Origin of the sequence: Rhizobium mongolense USDA 1844 (assembly GCF_000419765.1) — a bacterium.
GTDB classification, from domain to species: Bacteria; Pseudomonadota; Alphaproteobacteria; order Rhizobiales; family Rhizobiaceae; genus Rhizobium; species Rhizobium mongolense.
In genome coordinates this window covers 383056-395931 of sequence record NZ_ATTQ01000004.1, presented here as the reverse complement: position 1 = coordinate 395931, position 12876 = coordinate 383056, and the positions used below count along the sequence as shown (strand labels likewise).

Here is a 12876-nt window from a genome sequence, read left to right as displayed (position 1 = left end):
GAGGGAGGCGGGCATCTCCTCGCACTTCAATCGCAGGCAAGGGAGCGGCAAACAGGGCGACGCTGCCTTGCCCTTCCCTGCCTTTTCTCATTCATGTGCTGTCACAGGAATCCAGCAAGCCCAAGTCGTTGGGCGCAGGAGCTCCTCTAAGGTAAATGAGTCATTCACGGCGAAGACGCGCCCGTGGCTGGATTTCTGTGACAATCCTCGGGTTTAAGCCGAGGACAGAGATGAGGGTGATGAGACGTCGAGACCCTCTGGAGCCTCATTGCGCGCCCCTCGTCCTGCGAAAGAAGAAGCACTGCCCCTCAAATCTTCTGCCCGCACGCCCGACAGAACCGCCGCACGGTTTCCGCCATGCCGTATTCCAGTGCATCCGCCGTCAGGCCGTGACCGATCGAAACTTCCGCAAGCTTCGGGATGCGCTTCACAAGCGGCGGCAGGTTGGCGACCGTCAGGTCGTGGCCGGCATTGACGCCGAGGTCGATTGCGAGTGCTGCGTCCGCCGTCTTGCCGAGCGCTTCGAGAATGGGGCCTTCCCGCTCCGGCGCATCGTAGCAGCCGCCATAAGGACCGGTATAAAGCTCGATCCGGTCCGCCCCCGTCGCCTTGGCGATCTTCACCGCCTCGGCATCGCCGTCGCCGTCGGCAAACAGCGAAACCCGGGTTCCCATCTTCTTCAGTTTTGCGACGACATCCGTGAGGAAAGCCTGGTGCTTGCGGAAATCCCAGCCGTGGTCGGAGGTCGCCTGCGATGGATCATCAGGCACGAGGGTCACCTGCTCGGGTGCGGCACCTCTACAGAGATCGAGGAATTCCTCCGTCGGATAGCCCTCGATATTGAATTCGGCCTTCGGAAACTCGTCGTCGATCAGATTGCGGATCACCGGCAGGTCGGAGAAGCGGATGTGCCGCTGGTCCGGCCGCGGATGGACGGTCAGCCCGCTCGCCCCTGACTGCAAGGCGATGCGCCCCAGCGCCTCGACGTTCGGCCAGGGCAGATCGCGCCTGTTGCGTAGCATGGCGATGGCGTTGAGATTGACGGAAAGCGTCGTCGGCATGTCGATGATCCATTCAGTGCGATAAGCGTGAGCTGCTTTTTTATGCCAATGGGCCAGGCGAGGCCAACGAGATTCGCATATGGCTGCATGCAAATCTGTGATGGACGCCCGCATGGTCGGAAAGGGCGTACCGCAGGAGTATTTCCCGTTCCGCCGCAAGAAATTCAGCCGCCGCGGGCACTCTATTCGGCCAACCTTTACGTTGGATATCTAGTTTTCGGACGCTGCGTTGCTATCCTATTTAAAAGCGATTATTTTTAGCACTTACAAAAATGTCCGTTCACGCATAACGTGAGAATAAGTATCGAGTAAGTACGCCGCGTACTGCTTCTTCCCGACGACAAGCACGCCTCGAGGAAACACCACTCCGCAGCGCCTTCGAAGCAACTGGCAAAACCGCATGAGGTGCAACTTTGCCCCAGGAGGGTTCATGCCAGACGGTACCAAACGTGCCGCCGCCGGTAAAGCTTCGGAGCGCCGGTCCAGATACCGGTTCCTGCCATCTGCCGCACTGCCGCCGGATTTGCCTGAGGGACCGGTGCCTATCGCCGAGATGGCGAACGCATTCGGGGTCACGCACAGGACGCTGCATTTCTACGAAGAGAAAGGACTGCTGTCAGCCAACCGTATCGGCCTGATGCGCGTTTACGGCGAGGACGACGTGATGCGCATGGCCGTCATCAACGTCTGCCGCGAGACCGGGATGCCGATCGCGGTCATTCAGGAACTGATGGACGAATTGCGCCGTGCCACCTCGCAGGAGGAAGCAGAGGCAACCTTCCAGGAGGCGCTCGCCGTGCGCAAGCGCGAGCTGACGGCGGAAATGTCGACGCTACACCGTCAGCTGCAGCAGGTCAGCGATCTACTCGACCCCGACGCCAGCAGCGAGATACCGCCCCTGAACGACAACGAGGATCAATCCGCGCTTTCGGATGAGGAACTGCGCTGCCTCTCGTTGATGGCCGAAGGCTTCTCGACGCAGCGCATCGCCCGCGCGCTTGACCTGAAGCATGACGAAGCACAGGCGCTCGAAGCTGACATCATCCTGAAGTTCCGGGCAAACAACCGCTTCCAGGCGATCACCAAGGCAGTGCTTCTCGGCATCGTCAAGGTATGACGTTCCGGCAACGGCCGCCACCGTTTCCGCAGCTTCACCGCACGATCGTCAGCGTCTCCGCCGCGCGGGTGATCGCCGTGTAAAGCCAGCGTTCGCGCGTATCGCGGAAGGCCCAGCTTTCATCGAAAAGCACGACATTGTTCCACTGCGAGCCCTGCGCCTTGTGCACGGTCAGCGCATAGCCGTAATCGAATTCGTCGTAGCGCTTGCGCGTATTCCACGGGATTTCGCCTTCGACATCCTCGAAAACCTGCTTCAGCAGCTTGATCTTGGCCGCGCCGCGATCCATGTCGTCGTCTTCCGGCCGCACGAGCAGGTTGATGCCCGGCTTCGTCGTCTCCTTCGATGACGTCATCACCTGCCAGAGCGAGCCGTTGAGCAGCCCCTTGGCGGGGTCGTTGCGCAGGCAGACGAGCTTGTCGCCCGTCTGCGGATAATCCGCCGTGAAGCCCTTCAACTCGCGCAGGCGCTGGTTATAGCGCCGCCGCGTGCGGTTGGTGCCGACAAGCACCTGATCGGCATCGAGCACCAAGGCCTGGTTGACTTCGTTCTTGGAGATCACCTGGGCGGTGCCGTACTCGCCATAGATGATCTCGTTGCCTTCGCGCACCTGCATCGCAAGCTTGATGATCGGATTGTCGCGCGCCTGGCGGTGAATGTCCGTCAGCAGGTAATCCGGCTCCTGATTGGTAAAGAAGCCGCCGCCCGAAACCGGCGGCAGCTGGCCGGGATCGCCGAGCACCAGGATCGGCGTGCCGAAGCTCATCAGGTCCTTTCCAAGCGCCTCGTCGACCATCGAGCATTCGTCGACGATGATCAGCGCCGCCTTGGCGACCGGGCTCTGGCGGTTGATGGTGAACATCGGCGTCATCGAGGTCTTGCCGGTTTCCTCGTCCTCGACAGCCTCTTCCCCACGCGGGCGATAGATCAGCGAATGGATGGTCTTGGCATTGCTGGCACCGCGCGAGCGCAACACCTGCGCCGCCTTGCCGGTGAAGGCGGCAAACAGCACGTCGCCATCGACGTTCTCCGCAAAATGCTTGGCAAGCGTCGTCTTGCCGGTTCCGGCATAGCCGAACAGACGGAAGAGCGGCGATCGGCCCTCCTTCAGCCATTTCGAAACGGCCTTCAGGGCTTCGTCCTGTTGCGGAGCAAATTGCATGGGAGCGACTTGGCAGGATTCGCGCCCGCGAAGCAAGGTGGAAAAGTGCGCCCGCAGGTCGCCGCCGCGCGGTCGCCTGCTTTCAGCCGCTTGAACCCAGGTTTTGCGCCCTTTAGTGTCGCCCCGTTGCCTGAGGGATTCACGTGAGAAGAAGCATTCAATTCTGCCTGACGATGGTGGCCTTGCCGATACCTGCTGCCGCCCACGCGGAATGGCAGGCCGTCGAACAGGTCAAGCCCTATACAATCACTGGCAAATCCGGCGCCGAGCTCTACGCATCGATCGGCGAACACGGCCCGAAGGCTGGCATCGGGCGCGTCATCGCGCACACGACCTTCAAGCTCACCTGGACCAGGAAATACGAGCCGCAGGCGGACAGGTCCTGCAGGCTGACGGTGGCGCGGCCGAAACTGATCATCACTTACACTCTGCCTAAGGCTACGACACAGCTGCCACCTGCAACCAAGGCAAGCTGGGACAGCTTCATTGCTGGCGTCGAGGCCCACGAGCGCTGGCACGGCGAAACCATAAAGCATATGGTCACGGCGATTGAAGCCTACAGCCTCGGCCTCACCGCTGCTGACGATCCGGATTGCAGCAAGATCCGCGTCGTGCTGACAAAACGCCTCGGCGAACTCTCCGGCTACCAGCGCCAGCAGGGCCGCGACTTCGACAAGGTCGAAATGGGCCAAGGCGGCAACATCCAGCAGCTGATCCTCAAGCTGGTAAACGGCCCGTAGGCAACTCCAGCCTGCGCGTAATCCCAATGCCTTCCAGGAAGACTTCGTCGTGACTGACGACCAGCAGCGCGCCGTCATAGGCACGCAATCCGCTCTCGACCGCTGCGATCGAATCGATGTCGAGATGATTGGTCGGCTCGTCCAGGATCAGGAGCGAAGGCGGTTCCGGTCCGCCCAGAACGCACGCCAGACCGGCCCGCAAAAGCTGGCCGCCGCTGAGCGTCGATACGGTCAGGAGCGCCGCGTCAGCCCTGAACATGAACCGGGCGAGCGCCGCCCGACAGGCATTTTCAACCGCCCGCGGATTTATCCGCAGGAAGTTGTCGCGGATCGAAATCGACGGATCGAGAAGACTCACCTGCTGATCGAGCATTGCGAACTTGGTCATGATTGAGACCGTCCCGGTCCAGGGCTTCAACTGCGCGGTGACAAGCGCCAGCAATGTCGTCTTACCCGAACCGTTCCGGCCGGTGACGGCGATGCGCTCCGGTCCAACGATGGCGAAGGAAAGATCGCTGACGACCGGCTTGGCAGGCCGATAGCCCGCCGTCACCGAATCCATCTTCAGGACGACCTTGTTGGCAGGCAGTCCGGCCGGCGGAAGCGTCACCGAAAAGGGCTGCAGGATTTCGATCTTCTCGCGCGCAGCGCCTGCGTCTTCGAGCGCCTGGGTACACCGGCGGTCGGCAAGCCGGGCGTTATCGCCGCCCGTTGCTTCGCTGCGCTCCTTCAAGCCGCCGGCGACGATACGCGGCATGTCGCCTCTGGCAGCTTTCTTCCGGCCGATACGATCCCTGCGAGCTTGCCGTTCGGCCGTTGCTTGGGCGCTTCGGGCAACCTCGGCCACACGCTTCTCGGCATCGGCGAGATCATGCCGCGCGGCAGCCAATTCTAAAGCCTTGCGCTTCTGATAGTGGCTCCAGTTGCCGCCGTAAGGCGTGGCCCCGAGCGAAGTCAGTTCGACGATGGCGTCCATGGTTTCGAGCAATTCCCGGTCATGGCTGACCACGATTGCCCCCGCCCGCCAGTTTGCAATGAGGTCGATGACGGCCTGGCGGCCATCGCGGTCGAGATTGTTGGTCGGCTCGTCCAGGATGAGAAAATCGGGCTCGGCGAAGATCAGCGCGGCAAACCCTGCCCGCGCGCGCTGTCCGCCCGACAGTGCCACAAGACGCGTCTCGGGCTCAGCGTCGATCCCCGCGCGATCGAGAGCCGCAGCAATCCGGGCTTCCAGCATCCAGTCGGCCGATGCAAGCTCTTCAGCCGTCGCCTCGCCCGCCTCGGCACGCAGAAGGACGGCGAGCGCCTCGCTCACGCCGAAGAGATCACCAACCGTTTCTTCGGCTTCCACCTGGACGCTTTGGCGCAGCACGCCCAAGCGGCCGCCTAATGCAATCGCCCCGGACTGAGGCTGGAGTTCGCCGGAGATCAGCTTGAGAAGCGTGGTCTTGCCAACGCCGTTGCGGCCAACAAGACCCGTTCGGTCCGCGCCGAAGCTTAGATCGAGACTTGAGAAAAGCGGCCGGCCGTCAGGCGTGGACCACGACAGATTGGAGAGTGTGATGAATGCAGGCATGGACATGGAGTTCCCCGGTGGCAAGGCGAATTGGCGTTGCGATCGGGTTGAAATCCATTGCTGCACACATCCTGTTGAAACGAACGATGGCCGGTAATTTAAGTGACGAGTGTTTCTGGTTCAAGCAGGTCATTCCCGGCACGGCACCAAACGCGGCATTCATTCAAAAAATCTTTCACGCCGCATGGAATAAAATCACTGCTCCCGGTGTCTCATCTCCGGTAAGCAAAAAAGCTGCCGAACGTGAGGAGAGACCCACATGAAATCCGTAAAATTCGTGATCGCTTTCGCCGTCGCATCTGCTGCGGCAACGGTTGCATTCGCGGCAGCGCCGGTCATGACCGTCGAATCCGCCAAGGGCAAGGTGCTCGCCGGCGAAAACGGCATGACGCTCTATACCTTCAAGAAGGACACGAAGGGCGTTTCCAATTGCTATGACCAATGCGCCAAGAACTGGCCGCCGCTGATGGCCGCTGGCGATGCGAAGGCCGATGGTGCATATTCGATCATCGACCGCAAGGACGGCACAAAGCAATGGGCCAAGGACGGCATGCCGCTCTATTTCTGGGTGAAGGATACCAAGAAGGGCGATATCACCGGCGATGGCGTGGGGGGCAACTGGGACCTTGCCAAACCCTGAGTGGACCGGCGTGAAGACACCCGCACCCGAAACATTCGAGGGCCAGATCCTGGCCCTCCTTCCCTCGCTCCGGCGCTATTCGCGAAGCCTCACCCGCTCCGACGCCGACGGCGAGGATCTGCTGCAGGACTGTGTCGAGAAAGTACTTGCCCGCCGTTCGCAGTGGCGTGGCCTGAACCTGCGCGGCTGGGCGCTGACTATCATGACCAATCTCTACCGCAACACCCGCCGCCAGAGCCCGCCCAACATGATGGTCGAGCTTGACAGCGCCGAAGACCTGCCCTCGTCCGAGACGACCGCCGATCCCTTAGAGCGTTTGCATCTGGAAGACGCGCTGAACAGCCTGTCGGAGGAAAGCCGCGCCGTGCTGATGCTGGTTGTCATCGAAGGCTATACCTACGACGAGGTGGCCGCCGCGCTCGACATACCGGTCGGCACCGTCATGTCGCGCCTGTCGCGCGCGCGCCAGCGGCTTGGAGACCGAATGAAGGCCGACAATGTGATTACGCTTCGGAGACCGAAATGAACGAGACCAACTCGACCCTGCCCGAAGCGGACCTCCACGCCTATGCCGACGGGCAACTGCCCGAAAACGCCCGCGCCCGTGTCGAGGCTTGGCTGCAGGACAATCCCGAGGACGCTGCCAAGGTGACGGCGTGGCAGGCGCAGAATGCTGCGATCCGTTCAATGTTCGCGCCTTACGAAAAATCCAAGGAAAGCGACATCCTGCTGGTCGAGCCGGAAAATGGCGCTTCCGTTTGGCCGAGACGTTCGGCCATTGCCGCAGCCGCCGTCGCTCTCTTCGCGCTTGGCGCCCTTGCCGGTCATTACGGCCCTCCGCTCGTCCAGCAACCCGAACTGCAGCTTGCCGCTTCCGAGACACTGCCGGCAGAGGCGCAGAACGCCTTCCTGGTCTATGTCGGCGAGGTCCGCCATCCTGTCGAAGTCTTCGCCAACGAGGAAACGCATCTGGCGACCTGGCTCGGCAAGCGGCTTTCTATTCCGAACCTGAAGGTGCCGGATCTACAGTCCCTTGGCTTCCGGCTCGTCGGCGGACGGCTGCTGCCGGTGGATGGAAAGCCGGGCGCGATGTTCATGTACGAGAATCAGGCTGGCGAACGCCTGACCGCGCTCATCGGCCGCAACCAGGCGAACCGGACGACGAGCTTCCGTTTCGCCTCCGCCGGCGATGTCGAGACATTCTACTGGATCGACGGCGAGCTCGGCTATGCCGTTACCGGCGAGATTTCGCGCGATATGCTGCGGCAGGTGGCCGAGGAGTGCTACAAGCAGTTCCCGTCGTGACGATCAGCGCAGCGGATCGTTGGAAAGCTCGATCGACTTTCCGTGCGGCGTGGCTTCCGCTGCACGCTGCCAGCTCTCCTGCAGCGAAAGGATGGCGCCGGCATCGGCGATGCCTTTGTTGACAAGGAGCAAGGATAGCGCCGCGACCCAGCAGTCGAAGTAGTCGCTGCCATCGACCGCCCGGCCCGGCTTGTGCAGTTCGGCCGAAAGCGTCTCCGCCCACTCGCTCCATGTGAAGAGACCGCGTTCATGGAGATGCACTGTCATAGCAAAAGCTGCAGCCGCCCAGGGCTCGGGAAAGACCGGCTCGCCATCGGCGGATTTCGGCAGTTGGGGCGATCGCGTCAGCGGCGACGCCATTTCATAAAGGCTCAAGGTAGCTCTCCCAGGCATCGATCGAAACCGTCAGCGATGGATCGGCGCCCTCGCCCCAGATTTCCCTGCCATCGAAAACGACGGTATAGACCCATTGTGGGTTCTCGCCCTTGCCATGCGCATTGTCGTCTGGGAACACGAAGGACCCCTGCACCGCCTCAACCACGCCGTTCTTGGCACGTGCGTAGCGCGGCAGCCTGGTATGCGTTTCCGGATTGAAATTCTTTGTCCGGACCTTCTCGCCGACGGCAAAGCGCGCAGCCGTTTCCACCGGACGGTCGCAAGCGCCGCCGCGCGCCAGAACGTTCGCAACCATATCCGCCTTCAGAACCCGTTCTGGCACTGCTCCGGCCGTTTGCTTGTGGCCGATATCGATCTCCGCAGCGGTTGCGAATCCGTGCCGATCGAGCAGCACTTCCAGCGCTCGCAACCATATTTCGTAATAGCTTGCGGAGAGATAATCAGCTGGCGGAATATTCTCGCGCGCATGCCGGCTCTCGTCGATCGTCCAGGCACCGAAGGCCCCGCACGATAGCGTCAGTCCAAGCGCACGCTTCTCCCACTCTGCATGGAAATACGGCTCGCCTTTTTCAGCCGCGACCGGCCCGAACCCCATCTGTCCACCCAGATCGTGCGGCCCGTTCATGCGGCTGCTCCCGGAGCAGACGCAATTGCCGTCCCGATCATCGCATCGCGGCTGACGAGACCGGCAAGTTGCTGCTCACTCAAACCTTCCGTTCCCTCGGGGCGCTCGGGAATGACGAGATAGCGCAGCTCGGCCGTCGAGTCCCAGACGCGGATTTTCTTTTCCGCGGGCAGCGTCAGGCCGAATTCGGCAAGCACGCCGCGCGGATCGATCACCGCCCGCGAGCGATAGGCCGGCGCCTTGTACCAGACCGGTGGCAGGCCGAGCACCGACCAGGGATAGCAGGAGCAAAGCGTGCAGACGATGAGGTTATGGGCCTTGGGCGTATTGAAGACGGCGCGCATGTGCTCACCTTGCCGTCCGGTATAGCCAAGGCTCGCAATTGCCGCCGTCGCATCGCTTTTCAGCCATTCGGCGAATGCCGGATCGCTCCAGGCCTTTGCCACGACATGGGCGCCGTTGCGCGGGCCGATCTTCGTCTCATAGGTCTCGACGATCGCATCGATCGCCGCCGGATCGATCAACCCCTTCTCCGTCAACACCGTCTCCAGCGCCTTCACCCGCGCCTGCATGTCCGAATAGCGGTTGTCGTGATGATGATGGTGATTATGATCAGGATGATCGTGCAAGACGAGGCCTCCGCGCATAGGATATTATCTTTAGGCGCTTGAATGCAGCCCGCCAAGCTAATCTATGCGCCTTGCGGTTTTTCGATAATCTCGGCGCATGAACGTTCTGATTCTCGGCGCAACAGGTTTCATCGGCTCCGCCGTCGCCGCCCGTCTGGTGGCCGATGGCCATGCTGTGAGCGGCCCAGGCCGCCGGGAAAATGGCCCGATGTCCGCTGGCTGCGTGCCGATCTCGCCCACATGACCACAGCTTGCCGATTGGCAAGAGACACTGACAGACCAGCATATGGTCGTTTGCGCAGGCGCCTTGCAGGACGGGTTTTCCGACGACCTTGCCGCATCGCAGGCAGATGCGATGCTGGCGCTCTATACCGCGGCCAAGACGTCGGACGTCCCCCTGATCGTCCAGATATCAGCAAACACGGATGCTCCAGTTGCCGATCTGCCGTTCCTCGCCACAAAACGCCGCGCCGATGATGCCTTGCGTCAAGTGGTTTACCTAACGTCATTTTGCGTCCGGCACTCGTTGTCGGCCGCAATTCCCATGGCCGATCAGCGCTCTTGCGGGCGCTCGCATCAATGCCTTTTGGGTTGCCGCTTATCCATTCTCAAAGCCCGGTTGAGACGCGATATCAAAGATGTCGCTGCAGCCGTCAGCGCAGCAGTCTGCGACGAAATTCCCACCGGAAAAGATATTGCACTCGCATCCAGCGAGACGCTCATGCTCTGCGAAATCGTGAAACTGCACCGCCAATGGCTAGGCCTTCCGCACGCGCCCGTCATCCCCATCCCAGCAGCTCTGGCAAAACCCGTGACTTGGCTCGCCGATATTGCGGGGCGCCTCGGCTGGCGTTCGCCCTTGCGTTCGACCGCCATGGCCATCATGTCCAAGGGCGTCACATGCAATGGAACGGTTCCAGCCATCCGCAGCGGCTCAGTCGCGGCCACGCTGGCAGCCAATCCGTCGGGCATTCAGGATCTGTGGTTCGCGCGCCTCTATCTGCTGAAGCCGCTGATGGTCGCCGGCCTCGCTCTGTTCTGGCTGCTGTCCGGCATCATTCCGCTTCTGTTGCCACAAGCGGCAAGTCAGCATCTTCTACCCTTCATGCCGCCCGCCGCTGCAATGGCGCTCACGCTTTTCACGTGCGCCGTCGACACGCGCTTGGTGCAGCACTTCTTTTCCGGCCCATCGCCCGCAAAGTCCTTCTCGCCATGTTCGCCGTCTCCCTTGCCTATCTCGCAGGCGCAACCCTGCTCGAGCCCTCACTCTGGCGCGATCCGCTGGGACCTCTCGTCAAGGTCCTGTTCTCCAGCCGGTGACAGGTTATCTGCTTGCCAACCATCATCGGCTGGCCGCTCTGCGAAGGCTGGATCGCCCTCTCGCTCATCCTCTACGTCGTTACCGGCCTTTTCTGGCTGCCGGTCGTCTGGATACAGGTCAGGCTCCGCGATCTTGCACGCGCAGCCGCCACTGCTGGCGAACAGCTGCCGGCGGAGTATTTCCGGCTCTACCACATCTGGTTCGTCTGCGGGTTTCCGGCCTTCTTGGCAGTGATCGGCACCCTCTGGCTGATGGTCAGCAAGCCTTCGATTACCCTATTTTAGCATCGGTCAAGTTAGGCAGCGTCCCAAGGGCTAATCCCATTGCACCCGAGGTCCAATCCGGTTTGCGTGATATTCTCCGCCATCTCGCAAGTAGGGGAAAGGCATTGCGATGAACAGGATCACTCTTCCCGTAGCAGCGCTCGGCGCTGTATTCGCTTCCTGGGCAAGCGCGGACGACTATCTCGATCTGAAAAAGGGCGAGTATCAGATCCCCGGGCATCCCTATAAATCCGCGGAGAACTGTCAGCGCACCGCTCCGGTCGGCAAGTTTGACCGCCGTTGCGACATTCCGCTCTTGGGCTTCCGCAACTTTACCGACCCGACGATCATCGTTCAGTCTGGCGGCATCGGCGGGTTCGGCCTCTAAGCGCTTCTGCTGGAGGTCGCCGTCCACGTTTCTCTATTTCAACATCGGCCAGAGGCTCAGCACCAAGAGCACCGCCATGGTGACGTTGAACCATTTGAGCCGCACCGGGTCGGACAGCCATTCGCTCAATGCGGAACCGAAGCCGGCCCAGGTCGAAACGCTTGGAATGTTGACCGCGGCAAAGGCAAGGCCGACGATCAGCACGCTGGCGAGATAGAGGTCGGGGTTGGTGTAGGTCGCCATGGCCGTTACCGCCATGACCCAAGCCTTGGGATTGACCCACTGGAAGGCGGCAGCAGCAAGAAATGACATCGGCTTGACGCTGTCATTGCCTTCGCTCAGCGCCCGCGACGTCGCGATCTTCCACGCGACCCAGACGAGATAGATGCCGCCCGCAAATTTCAGCGTCGTGTAAAGCGCCGGCACCGTATGCAGCAACGCGCCGAGCCCAAGGCCGACGCCGAGAAGCAGCGAGAAAAAGCCGGCGCCGATGCCCAACATATGCGGGATCGTCCGGCGAAAGCCGAAATTCACCCCGGATGCAAAGAGCATCATGTTGTTCGGCCCCGGCGTGATCGATGTCGTGAAGGCAAAGAGAACGAGAGCCAGAAACGTATCCCGCGGCATGGAACCTCCCGTATCGCCAACCCGCGACGATCTCTGTCGATTGAAGTCCGCTAACCCGCCTGCATTTCCTAAGCCAGATAATCATTGTCATGGTGACAGGATTGCTTGAAAGATGACGCGTCTGCGCAATCTTTGAAAGAAAAATGAAAGATTCGGCCATGCTAGACGACCCTATCCCGGCGATCACTTTCCCGAACGGCATCGAAGTCCCCGCTCTCGGCCAGGGCACCTGGAACATGGGAGAACGGGCGTCGGAAGCCGAGCGCGAAATCGCAAGTCTCAAAGCCGGCATAGATCTTGGGATGACGCTGATCGATACGGCCGAAATGTACGGCGAAGGCGATTCCGAGCGCATCGTCGGCCGCGCCATCAAGGGCCGGCGCGACGGCCTGTTCATCGTCACCAAGGTCTATCCGTGGAATGCCAGCCGCAGGGGCACGATCGAAGCCTGCGAGCGGAGCCTTTCACGTCTCGGCATCGACCAGATCGACCTCTACCTGCTGCATTGGCGGGGCGAGCATCCGCTGGCCGATACCGTCGAAGCCTTCGAGGACCTGAAGGACGCCGGGAAGATCCGCGCCTGGGGCGTTTCGAACTTCGATATCGGCGACATCGAGGAACTGCTTGCCGTTCCGGGCGGCCGGCACGTCGCTGCCAACCAGGTTCTCTACAATCTCGCGCGCCGCGGCATCGAATATGATCTTCTGCCCTGGTGCCAGGAGCACGGTGTCCCGGTCATGGCCTATTCGCCGATCGAACAGGGCCGCATCCTGCACAATCCCGAGCTCATCCGCATCGCCAAGGCCAATCAGGCAACCCCGGCTCAGATCGCCCTCGCCTTCCTTCTCGAACGCGACGGCGTGATCGCCATTCCGAAGACGTCGAATGCCGACCGCGCCGCTGAAAACCGCGATTGCGTCTCGCTCGATATCAGCGACGAGGACTGGGCGGCGCTCGACGCCGCCTTCCCGCCGCCGACCCGCAAATCGGCGCTCGAAATGCTCTGAGACTTCAGGCTGCCGCGCG

At 61.5% G+C, this 12876-nt stretch carries 15 protein-coding genes and 2 pseudogenes; 10 read left to right on the top strand and 7 right to left on the bottom strand.

All coding sequences use genetic code 11. From position 1 onward, the window contains the following. Positions 1 to 308 precede the first annotated feature (308 nt). Positions 309 to 1061, bottom strand: coding sequence for a pyridoxine 5'-phosphate synthase (locus A3C3_RS0109880; RefSeq protein ID WP_028739537.1), 753 nt, complete (start codon positions 1059 to 1061; stop codon positions 309 to 311). 430 nt (positions 1062 to 1491) lie between these two features. Between A3C3_RS0109880 and A3C3_RS0109875 the strand changes: the two genes are divergently transcribed. Then, on the top strand, positions 1492 to 2178 hold the full coding sequence (locus A3C3_RS0109875; RefSeq protein WP_022714442.1) for a MerR family transcriptional regulator: 687 nt from the start codon (positions 1492 to 1494) through the stop codon (positions 2176 to 2178). Between the two features lie 34 nt (positions 2179 to 2212). On the opposite strand, the gene A3C3_RS0109870 is transcribed toward A3C3_RS0109875, so the two are convergent. After that, entirely contained in the window at positions 2213 to 3340 is a 1128-nt protein-coding gene (locus A3C3_RS0109870; RefSeq protein ID WP_022714441.1) for an ATP-dependent DNA helicase, read from the bottom strand. A gap of 173 nt (positions 3341 to 3513) precedes the next feature. Between A3C3_RS0109870 and A3C3_RS0109865 the strand changes: the two genes are divergently transcribed. After that, entirely contained in the window at positions 3514 to 4080 is a 567-nt protein-coding gene (locus A3C3_RS0109865) for a DUF922 domain-containing Zn-dependent protease (RefSeq protein WP_022714440.1), read from the top strand. Here the strand turns inward: A3C3_RS0109865 and A3C3_RS0109860 are convergent. Next, positions 4058 to 5656: an ABC-F family ATP-binding cassette domain-containing protein gene (locus tag A3C3_RS0109860; protein ID WP_028739535.1), complete on the bottom strand. Its 1599-nt coding sequence runs from the start codon at positions 5654 to 5656 to the stop codon at positions 4058 to 4060. The genes A3C3_RS0109865 and A3C3_RS0109860 overlap by 23 nt on opposite strands. A 17-nt stretch (positions 5657 to 5673) precedes the next feature. Here A3C3_RS0109860 and A3C3_RS45140 point away from each other — a divergent pair, with 17 nt between their 5' ends. Genes A3C3_RS45140 through A3C3_RS0109845 form a run of 4 tightly spaced genes read left to right on the top strand, consistent with a single transcriptional unit; the run spans position 5674 to position 7601 of the window. Then, entirely contained in the window at positions 5674 to 5919 is a 246-nt protein-coding gene (locus A3C3_RS45140) for a hypothetical protein (RefSeq protein WP_156890780.1), read from the top strand. Beyond that, positions 5916 to 6296: a COG4315 family predicted lipoprotein gene (locus A3C3_RS0109855; protein WP_022714438.1), complete on the top strand. Its 381-nt coding sequence runs from the start codon at positions 5916 to 5918 to the stop codon at positions 6294 to 6296. The genes A3C3_RS45140 and A3C3_RS0109855 overlap by 4 nt, the downstream gene beginning before the upstream one ends. 10 nt (positions 6297 to 6306) lie before the next feature. Continuing rightward, a complete protein-coding gene (locus A3C3_RS0109850; protein WP_022714437.1) occupies positions 6307 to 6822 on the top strand; it encodes an RNA polymerase sigma factor in 516 nt (171 codons plus the stop codon). After that, on the top strand, positions 6819 to 7601 hold the full coding sequence (locus tag A3C3_RS0109845) for an anti-sigma factor family protein (protein WP_022714436.1): 783 nt from the start codon (positions 6819 to 6821) through the stop codon (positions 7599 to 7601). Before A3C3_RS0109850 ends, A3C3_RS0109845 begins: the two co-directional genes overlap by 4 nt. 3 nt (positions 7602 to 7604) lie before the next feature. Here A3C3_RS0109845 and A3C3_RS0109840 read toward each other — a convergent pair whose 3' ends face one another. Genes A3C3_RS0109840 through nthA form a run of 3 tightly spaced genes read right to left on the bottom strand, consistent with a single transcriptional unit; the run spans position 7605 to position 9251 of the window. Beyond that, a complete protein-coding gene (locus A3C3_RS0109840) occupies positions 7605 to 7961 on the bottom strand; it encodes a nitrile hydratase accessory protein (protein ID WP_022714435.1) in 357 nt (118 codons plus the stop codon). A gap of 1 nt (position 7962) precedes the next feature. After that, positions 7963 to 8622 carry a nitrile hydratase subunit beta gene (gene nthB / locus A3C3_RS0109835; RefSeq protein ID WP_028739533.1) on the bottom strand — a complete coding sequence of 220 codons (660 nt, stop codon included), beginning with the start codon at positions 8620 to 8622 and terminating at the stop codon, positions 7963 to 7965. Continuing rightward, on the bottom strand, positions 8619 to 9251 hold the full coding sequence (gene nthA, locus A3C3_RS0109830; protein WP_028739532.1) for a nitrile hydratase subunit alpha: 633 nt from the start codon (positions 9249 to 9251) through the stop codon (positions 8619 to 8621). The genes nthB and nthA overlap by 4 nt, the downstream gene beginning before the upstream one ends. A gap of 97 nt (positions 9252 to 9348) precedes the next feature. Here nthA and A3C3_RS45135 point away from each other — a divergent pair. The 3 genes and pseudogenes from A3C3_RS45135 to A3C3_RS38060 all read left to right on the top strand — a co-directional run bounded on the left by A3C3_RS45135 (position 9349) and on the right by A3C3_RS38060 (position 11223). Then, positions 9349 to 10571 (top strand): annotated as a pseudogene (locus A3C3_RS45135) (SDR family oxidoreductase). Beyond that, positions 10556 to 10856: pseudogene (locus A3C3_RS43470) on the top strand (DUF2269 family protein); the annotation flags it as partial. The pseudogenes A3C3_RS45135 and A3C3_RS43470, both read left to right, overlap by 16 nt. 109 nt (positions 10857 to 10965) lie before the next feature. Then, on the top strand, positions 10966 to 11223 hold the full coding sequence (locus A3C3_RS38060) for a hypothetical protein (RefSeq protein ID WP_022714432.1): 258 nt from the start codon (positions 10966 to 10968) through the stop codon (positions 11221 to 11223). A gap of 33 nt (positions 11224 to 11256) precedes the next feature. Here the strand turns inward: A3C3_RS38060 and A3C3_RS0109810 are convergent, their stop codons facing one another. After that, entirely contained in the window at positions 11257 to 11850 is a 594-nt protein-coding gene (locus tag A3C3_RS0109810) for a LysE family translocator (RefSeq protein WP_022714431.1), read from the bottom strand. Positions 11851 to 12008: 158 nt separating this feature from the next. On the opposite strand from A3C3_RS0109810, the gene A3C3_RS0109805 reads away from it, so the two are divergent. After that, positions 12009 to 12857, top strand: a complete 849-nt coding sequence (locus A3C3_RS0109805) for an aldo/keto reductase (RefSeq protein ID WP_028739531.1) — start codon at positions 12009 to 12011, stop codon at positions 12855 to 12857. Positions 12858 to 12876: the final 19 nt, after the last annotated feature.